Raw genomic sequence first — 7,335 nt, 5'->3', positions numbered from 1 at the left:
TGCGCCGGGCAGTGTCCTGGTTCGCCGCCCGCGGCGTGACGGTCGAACGCGTGCTTTCTGACAACGGCTCTGCCTACAAATCTCACCTCTGGCGCGACACCTGCTCCGAGCTTGGCGTCAAAGCGAAGAAGACCCGCCCTTACCGTCCACAGACGAACGGGAAGATCGAACGCTTCCACCGCACTCTCGCCGACGGTTGGGCATTCAGCAAGCACTACCCAACGGAATCAGCCCGCCGGAACGCGCTCCCGGCCTGGCTCCACGAATACAATCACCACAGACCCCACACCGCCATCGGAGGCCACCCACCCATTAGCCGGCTAACTAACCTGCCTGTGCAGTACAGCTAGCTCGGCGTGTCGAGGTCGCGGTGCCTCTGCGCGGCCATGTCACTCACTGCGGACGGGTTCACCCGGCGTACCGGGTGAGCGGTTCCGGAGCGGGTGACTACGTCGCTGTGGACCCAGGGCCCACACCATGCCACCAACGACAACGACCCGCAGTCCGAAGACTGCGGGTCGTTGCGAAAGCAGATTGAGCTTAGTTGCCGAAGCCCTTGAAGCGCTTGTTGAACTTCTCGACGCGTCCGGCGGAGTCCATGATGCGCTGCTTGCCCGTGTAGAACGGGTGCGACTCGGAAGAGATCTCAACGTCGATGACGGGGTAGACGGTGCCGTCCAGCTCGATGGTCTTTGAGCTGCCCACGGTCGAGCGGGTCAGGAACGTCGCGCCTGAGGCGAGATCGCGGAAAACAACCGGCTTGTAGTCGGGGTGGATGTCAGTCTTCATGAGGACTTCCTTGTGAGTCGGAGGAAATTGTCTTTCAGTCTCGCCCGCGCGGATTGCACGGCAAGAAAGTGTATGGCCATCGGGCCAGCTACCTACTTTATCAGATGCCGGGCGTCAGTGGGCACGCGCGCTGTACCGGCCGTCGCTTTCGCTGAGCTCGATAGGCAGGCCGAATGCTTCGGTCAGCGTGTCGCTCGTCAGTGCCTCGGCGATCGGGCCGGATGCCACGACCTTGCCGTCGTTGAGGAGCAGGGCGTGCGTGAAGCCGACTGGCACCTCCTCGACGTGGTGGGTCACCATGACGATGGCCGGCGACTCCCCGGACTGGGCGTAACCGCCGAGCAGCTTCACGAGCTCTTCGCGCGCGCCTAGGTCGAGGCTGGCTGCGGGCTCGTCGAGAAGCAGCAGCTCAGGGTCGGTCATCACGGACCGTGCAATCTGCACCCGTTTCTGTTCACCGTCGCTCAGCGTCCCGAAGCGGCGCTCGGCGAGGCCGTCGAGGTGCCACTCCGCGAGGACGCGCCTGGCGCGCTTCTCGTCGATGTCTTCGTAATCCTCGTTCCACCGTCCGGTGACCGAGTATGCGGCCGTCATGACGACGTTGAGAACCGTCTCATCGAACGGAACGCGACGGGCCATGGCCGTTGACGCGATTCCGATCCGCGGGCGCAGTTCGAAAACATCCACCTTGCCGAGTTCGGAGTCGAGGATTTCGACTTTTCCGGAGCTCGGGTGCATGAGCGTCGATGCGACCTGCAGGATCGTTGTCTTGCCCGCCCCGTTGGGCCCGAGCACCACCCAGCGCTGGTCCCCCTCGACGGTCCACGACACGGAATCCACGATCGCGCGGCCGTTGCGCACAACGGACACGTCATTCAACTGCAAAACGCTCGACATGTGCTCTAGCCTATCCGTCCGATTCGGCTGGCCGTGCCGAGGCTCGCCCGTCAGGGCGCGAGAATCGAGCGGTAAAGTGCGATGGTCTCGCGGCCGATCCGGTCCCAGCTGAATTCCCGTTCGGCACGCAGCCGCCCAGCCTCGCCCATCGCCCTGGCGGCATCCGGATCAGATACCACGGCCGTGAGCGCTGCAGCGAGGTCTGCGACGAACCGATCAGGGTCGACGGGGGTTCCCGTGCCGTCCGTGACCTGCTCGATCGGCACAAGTCGTCCGGTGACACCGTCCTCGACGACCTCAGGGATGCCGCCGGTCGCAGTCCCGACAACGGCGGCGCCACAGGCCATAGCCTCGAGATTGACGATGCCGAGCGGTTCATACACCGACGGGCAGACGAAGGTGGTGGCGGCGGTCAGCACGGCGCACAGTTCGTTGCGCGGCAGCAGCCGGTCGATCCACACCACTCCGGACCGTTCCTTCGCCAGTTCCCTGACGCCGGCTTCGACCTCGGCGAGGATCTCGGGCGTGTCCGGTGCACCGGCGCACAGCACGAGTTGTACGTCGGCGGGCAGCTGGGCGGCCGCGCGGAGGAGGTACGGGAGGCCCTTCTGCCGGGTGATCCGGCCGACGAACACGACGCTCGGGCGGGTCGGGTCGATTCCGAGCGAGCGCACCAGCTCGTCGTCGTGCACCGGCTTCCAGGCGGCGAGGTCGATGCCGTTGTAGATGGTGTGCACGCGGGACTCGTCGAGCGCCGGGTAGCTGCGGAGGATGTCGCGGCGCATGCCGTTGCTGACGGCGATGACGGCATCCGCCGCTTCGAACGCAGTCTTCTCGATCCAGCTCGACACCCGGTACCCGCCGCCGAGCTGTTCCGCTTTCCACGGCCGGAGCGGTTCGAGGCTGTGCGCCGACACGATGTGCGGGATGCCGTGCAGCAGTTTGGCGATATGCCCTGCGCCGTTCGCGTACCAGGTGTGTGAGTGCACGAGGTCGGCTCCTGCGGCGTCCTGCGCCATCAGGAGGTCTGTGCCCAAGGTGGTGAGCGCCCCGTTCGCTCCCGCGAGTTCTGCAGGGACTCGGTAGGCGAATGTGTCCGCCTCGGTGCGTTCTTCGCCGAAACAGCGCACGGTGACATCAATCTCTCCGCGCATCGCCGAGACGAGCTCGGCGACGTGCACACCGGCTCCGCCGTAGATTTCTGGTGGGTATTCCCGGGTGAGAAGATCAACTCGCATGAAACGAACGCTAGTACAGGTATGGGGTTGCCTCTAGTGTTGGGGCATGGTCGCAACGAAGAAGATCTTTGCCATTGTCCTTGCCGGCGGCGAAGGGAAACGCCTGATGCCGCTCACTGCGGACAGGGCAAAGCCCGCAGTGCCGTTCGCAGGGCAGTACCGTCTCATCGACTTCGCGCTCTCCAACCTGATCAACTCCGGCTTCACCCAGATCGTCGTCCTGACGCAGTACAAGTCGCACAGCCTCGACCGGCACGTGTCTCAGACGTGGCGCCTGTCCGGCCTCCTGAACTCATACGTCGCGTCGGTGCCCGCGCAGCAGCGGCTCGGGAAGCGCTGGTTCTCTGGTTCAGCGGATGCGATCCTGCAGAGCCTCAACCTCATCCGTGATGAGAAGCCCGACATCGTCGTCGTGGTCGGTGCCGACCACGTCTACCGGATGGACTTCCGCGATATGGTCCAGGCGCACATCGATTCGGGTCGTGGCGCAACCGTCGCGGCGATCCGCCAGCCGATCGAGCTCAGCGACCAGTTCGGTGTGATCCAGCTCGACAAGGACGACCCGACGAAGATCGCCGAATTCCTCGAGAAGCCGATCAACGCCGAGGGGCTCGCCGACGCGCCGCACGAGGTCCTCGCCTCGATGGGTAACTACGTGTTCAACACCGACGCGCTCATCGACGCCGTCACCGGTGACGGTGAGCGAACGAATTCCAACCACGACATGGGTGGCGACATCGTCCCGGACTTCGTTTCCCGTGGCGACGCCGGCGTCTTCGACCTCAAGAACAACAAGGTGCCGGGGTCGACCGACCGTGACCGGTACTACTGGCGTGACGTCGGAACGATCGATTCGTTCTTCGAGGCCCACCAGGACCTCATCTCGACACTGCCGATCTTCAACCTGTACAACAGCGAATGGCCGATCTTCAGCCAGCAGCTCAACTCTCCCCCGGCGAAGTTCGTGCGCGACGGCAAAGGCAACCTTGGGCGGGTCGTCGACTCGATCGTCTCGCTCGGCTCCCTCATCTCGGGCGCCCACATCGAACGCAGCGTCCTCGGGGCCTGGGCGAACGTCGAGTCCGGCGCGCAAGTGGTCGACTCGGTGCTGTTCGACCGTGTAGTCGTCGGGCCGGATGCGACGGTGAAACGCGCGATCCTCGACAAGGAAGTCATCGTCGAAGACGGCGCCGCGATCGGGGTCGACCACGACCGCGACCGCGCCAGGGGCTTCACCGTGACCGACTCAGGACTCACCGTTGTGGGCAAGGGAGTGCGCGTTACCCGATGAGTTCTCCCCTTACGCCGTCGCCGCAGGCGCCGGCCCGGTTCCTTGTCGTGCTCGACGCCGACTCCACGCTCATCGAAAATGAAGTCATCGAACTCCTCGCCGAGGAGGCTGGCTCGCTCGCGCTCGTCGCCGATGTGACCGAACGCGCGATGCGCGGCGAACTCGATTTCGCGGAAAGCCTCCGCGGCCGCGTCGCGACCCTCGCCGGCCTCCCCGAGTCCGTCTTCCGGACGGTGTCCGACCGCATCCGGCCCACCCGAGGCGTCCACGAACTCATCGCAGGGATCCAGGCGGCGGGCGGCAGGGTCGGCGTCGTGTCCGGCGGTTTCCACGAACTGCTCGATCCACTCGGGGAAGAACTGGGTCTTGACGTCTGGCGAGCGAACCGGCTCGAGGTGTCCGGTAACGTCTTGTCCGGGCGCGTCGACGGACCGATCATCGACGCCGACGCGAAGGCATCCGCTCTGCTCGAATGGGCAGCGGATGCCGGCGTGCCCGTGTCGCGGACGATCGCGATCGGCGATGGTGCGAACGACCTGCAGATGATGGGCGTTGCCGGGCTTAGCGTCGCGTTCAACGCCAAACCCGCTGTTCGTGAGCGGGCCGATGTGGTACTCGATAACGTCGACCTCGCTGACGTCCTCCCGCTGCTCGGCCTGCGCGGCTAAAGACTCTGCCGACCCCGGCGCACCTCAGGCGGATGGTTCGGGTGAGTGTCGGCGTGTCGCGGTATGCGTCGCGGCGTGTTGCGGATCGGTGGGGCGCGCCTTACGGGCGCGCCCGGCGTCACACCGTCCGACCGGGTTAGTGGCCCATCCCGAGGCCACCGTCGACCGGGATGACCGCCCCCGAGATGTAGCCTGCGTCGTCACCGGCGATCCAGGCGACGACCTTCGCGACCTCGGCCGGTGTCGCAAACCGTCCTGCCGGGATGCCCTTCTTGTACTCGGCCTGGGTTGCTTCAGGCAGTTCGGCCGTCATGTCGGTCTCGATGAAGCCGGGAGCGATGACGTTGGCTGTGATGCCCCGTGCGCCGAGCTCGCGGGTGATCGACCGGGCCATGCCGACGAGCCCGGCCTTTGACGATGCGTAGTTGACCTGGCCCGGTCCGCCGTACAGCCCGACGACGCTCGAGATCAGTACGATCCGGCCGAACCGGGCCTTGAGCATCCCTTTCGAGGCGCGCTTGACCACCCGGAACGACCCGCCCAGGTTCGTGTTCACAACGCTGTCAAAGTCGTCTTCGCTCATCCGCATGAGGAGGGTGTCGCGGGTGATCCCCGCGTTCGCAACCACCACCTCGACAGGCCCGAGCTTCTGCTCGATCTCGCTGAACGCGGCATCGATGGAGGAGGCGTCGGTGACGTCGGCGCGAACGGTGAGGCTTCCGGCGGGGCCTTCGCCAGAGCGTGCGGTGACGGCGACCCGGTGCCCGAGCGCGACGAACTCCTCGGCGATGGCGTAGCCGATTCCACGGTTCCCGCCTGTCACGAGTACCGTGCGCGGGGAGTTCTCAGAGTGGGGCATGTCGGCCTTTCGGTGGTGTGGTGTGTCCCAGCGATTTCCTCGCGCGTTTCCCAGCGCGAACCCGGCTGGGGGTGCGCAAACAAGCGTAGTCTTGGAGTGAATGAAACAGCCATCCATCACATCACTGCCGCCGTCGCCCGATGCGGACCGGCGAGCACGAATGCTCAAGTACACGATTGCGATGAGCATCCGTGTGGTGTGCCTTGTGATGATGCTGTTCGTCGATGGCTGGTGGTTGTTCGTCTGCGCCGCAGGAGCGATCTGCCTGCCGTACATCGCCGTCGTCCTCGCCAACGTCGGTGCGCCCACGGCGGACACCACGGTGTTGCGTCCCGGCGGTGTCGTCGCCATCCCTGAGCGCAAAGCGCCCGAGGACGACGAACAGGACCGACAGGCGTCATGATCGGACTGTTCCAGGAGCCCGAACAGTTCACCTGTTCCCGGGCCGGTTGCCCCGCCACGGCCGGATGGCGGATCGAATGGCGCAACCCGAAGATTCACACCGAGGACCGGGTCAAGGTCTGGCTCGCCTGCGATGAGCATCGGGCTTACCTGCACGACTTCCTCGCGGCGCGGGACTTCCCCGTCACCACCCTCCCCCTGACGACGAAGGAAGCATCGTGAAGAACTGGCGATTCGTGATCAGCAGGCGGTGGTTCGGCTACCTCGCCGTCGCCGTTGTATTCGCGGTCGTCTGCGTGCTGCTGTCGAACTGGCAGGTGTCGAGGCTCGAGGAGAAACGGCTGGAGAACTCGCGGGTGCTCCAGAACTACGAAAACGCTCCGATCCCGCTCGACGAGGCACTCGCCACGCCGGAGTCGTGGGAGGACAACCGGGAGTGGACTCCGGTGTCCGTCACCGGCAGCTACCTGGTCGATGAGCAGGTCCTCGTTCGCAACCGGCCCCGCAACGGCCAGCCCGGCTTCGAGGTCCTCACTCCCCTGCAGCTGTCGAACGGCAGCGTCTTCATCGTCGACCGCGGATGGCTTCCGACCGGAAACGCGCAGGACCTCCCGGACGTCGTGCCTGCCCCGCCGACCGGCGACGTCACAGTGACCGCACGTCTGAAGCCGGGCGAGCCCGCCCTGCAGGGCCGCAGCGCCGCTGAGGGCCAGATGGCCACCGTTGAACTCGCCCAGTTCGACGACCGCCTTGACGCACCCGTGTACACCGGCGCATACGGCCTGATGGCATCCGAAACGCCGGCACCGGCCGAGGACCGCCCGCTCCCCGCGTTCAAACCGGAGCTCGACGAAGGGTCGCACCTGTCGTATGCCCTGCAGTGGATCGTCTTTGGGCTGCTCGGCTTCGCCTTCCTCGGGTACGCGATCCGCGAGGAATACCGTCACCTCAACGCGGATGACCCGGCCGAACAGACTCGCGCTGCCGAGCGGGAACGCAAACGCGTCGCCAAGCGCTCGGATGCCGACGTGGAGGACGACATCCTCGACGCATCCGTGCGGTGACCCTCAGGCCAGCTCGATCAGTTCCAAATAGCGCTCTTTTCCGATGGCGCGCGATCCGGTTACGGACGGTCAGGCCAGCTCGATCAGTTCCAAATAGCGCTCTTTTCCGATGGCGCGCGATCCGGTT

The 7,335-nt window shown here is 65.5% G+C and carries 10 protein-coding genes; 6 read left to right on the top strand and 4 right to left on the bottom strand.

The window, feature by feature from the left end:
* On the top strand, positions 1–350 hold a 350-nt coding region (locus BM197_RS14955), incomplete at its 5' end, for an integrase core domain-containing protein (protein ID WP_143095088.1).
* Positions 351–540: 190 nt separating this feature from the next.
* Here BM197_RS14955 and BM197_RS14950 read toward each other — a convergent pair.
* The 3 genes from BM197_RS14950 to glgA form a co-directional block, all read right to left on the bottom strand.
* Entirely contained in the window at positions 541–789 is a 249-nt protein-coding gene (locus BM197_RS14950) for a type B 50S ribosomal protein L31 (protein WP_090712948.1), read from the bottom strand.
* Between the two features lie 114 nt (positions 790–903).
* Positions 904–1,686, bottom strand: coding sequence for an ABC transporter ATP-binding protein (locus BM197_RS14945; RefSeq protein ID WP_090712946.1), 783 nt, complete (start codon positions 1,684–1,686; stop codon positions 904–906).
* Positions 1,687–1,736: 50 nt separating this feature from the next.
* On the bottom strand, positions 1,737–2,924 hold the full coding sequence (glgA, locus tag BM197_RS14940) for a glycogen synthase (protein WP_090712944.1): 1,188 nt from the start codon (positions 2,922–2,924) through the stop codon (positions 1,737–1,739).
* A 46-nt stretch (positions 2,925–2,970) separates the two neighbouring features.
* On the opposite strand from glgA, the gene BM197_RS14935 reads away from it, so the two are divergent.
* Positions 2,971–4,215 (top strand): glucose-1-phosphate adenylyltransferase, encoded by a 1,245-nt coding sequence (locus BM197_RS14935; protein WP_090712942.1) that lies wholly within the window; start codon positions 2,971–2,973, stop codon positions 4,213–4,215.
* Positions 4,212–4,883: a phosphoserine phosphatase SerB gene (gene serB / locus BM197_RS14930; protein ID WP_090712941.1), complete on the top strand. Its 672-nt coding sequence runs from the start codon at positions 4,212–4,214 to the stop codon at positions 4,881–4,883. Before BM197_RS14935 ends, serB begins: the two co-directional genes overlap by 4 nt.
* A gap of 136 nt (positions 4,884–5,019) precedes the next feature.
* Here serB and fabG read toward each other — a convergent pair whose 3' ends face one another.
* Complete coding sequence (gene fabG / locus BM197_RS14925; RefSeq protein ID WP_090712939.1) at positions 5,020–5,742, bottom strand: 3-oxoacyl-ACP reductase FabG; 723 nt, start codon at positions 5,740–5,742, stop codon at positions 5,020–5,022.
* 100 nt (positions 5,743–5,842) lie between these two features.
* On the opposite strand from fabG, the gene BM197_RS14920 reads away from it, so the two are divergent.
* Genes BM197_RS14920 through BM197_RS14910 form a run of 3 tightly spaced genes read left to right on the top strand, consistent with a single transcriptional unit; the run spans position 5,843 to position 7,208 of the window.
* On the top strand, positions 5,843–6,145 hold the full coding sequence (locus BM197_RS14920; RefSeq protein ID WP_090712937.1) for a DUF3099 domain-containing protein: 303 nt from the start codon (positions 5,843–5,845) through the stop codon (positions 6,143–6,145).
* The gene (locus BM197_RS14915) at positions 6,142–6,366 is read left to right on the top strand and encodes a hypothetical protein (RefSeq protein ID WP_090712935.1); all 225 of its coding nucleotides are present in this window, start codon (positions 6,142–6,144) and stop codon (positions 6,364–6,366) included. The genes BM197_RS14920 and BM197_RS14915 overlap by 4 nt, the downstream gene beginning before the upstream one ends.
* Positions 6,363–7,208, top strand: coding sequence for an SURF1 family cytochrome oxidase biogenesis protein (locus BM197_RS14910; protein WP_090712933.1), 846 nt, complete (start codon positions 6,363–6,365; stop codon positions 7,206–7,208). The genes BM197_RS14915 and BM197_RS14910 overlap by 4 nt, the downstream gene beginning before the upstream one ends.
* Positions 7,209–7,335 lie beyond the last annotated feature (127 nt).

Source organism: Mycetocola miduiensis, from assembly GCF_900115155.1.
In the GTDB taxonomy this organism is placed as follows: Bacteria; Actinomycetota; Actinomycetes; order Actinomycetales; family Microbacteriaceae; genus Mycetocola_A; species Mycetocola_A miduiensis.
Note: the sequence above shows the minus strand (reverse complement) of the source record. Positions and strands in the feature narration are given on the sequence as shown.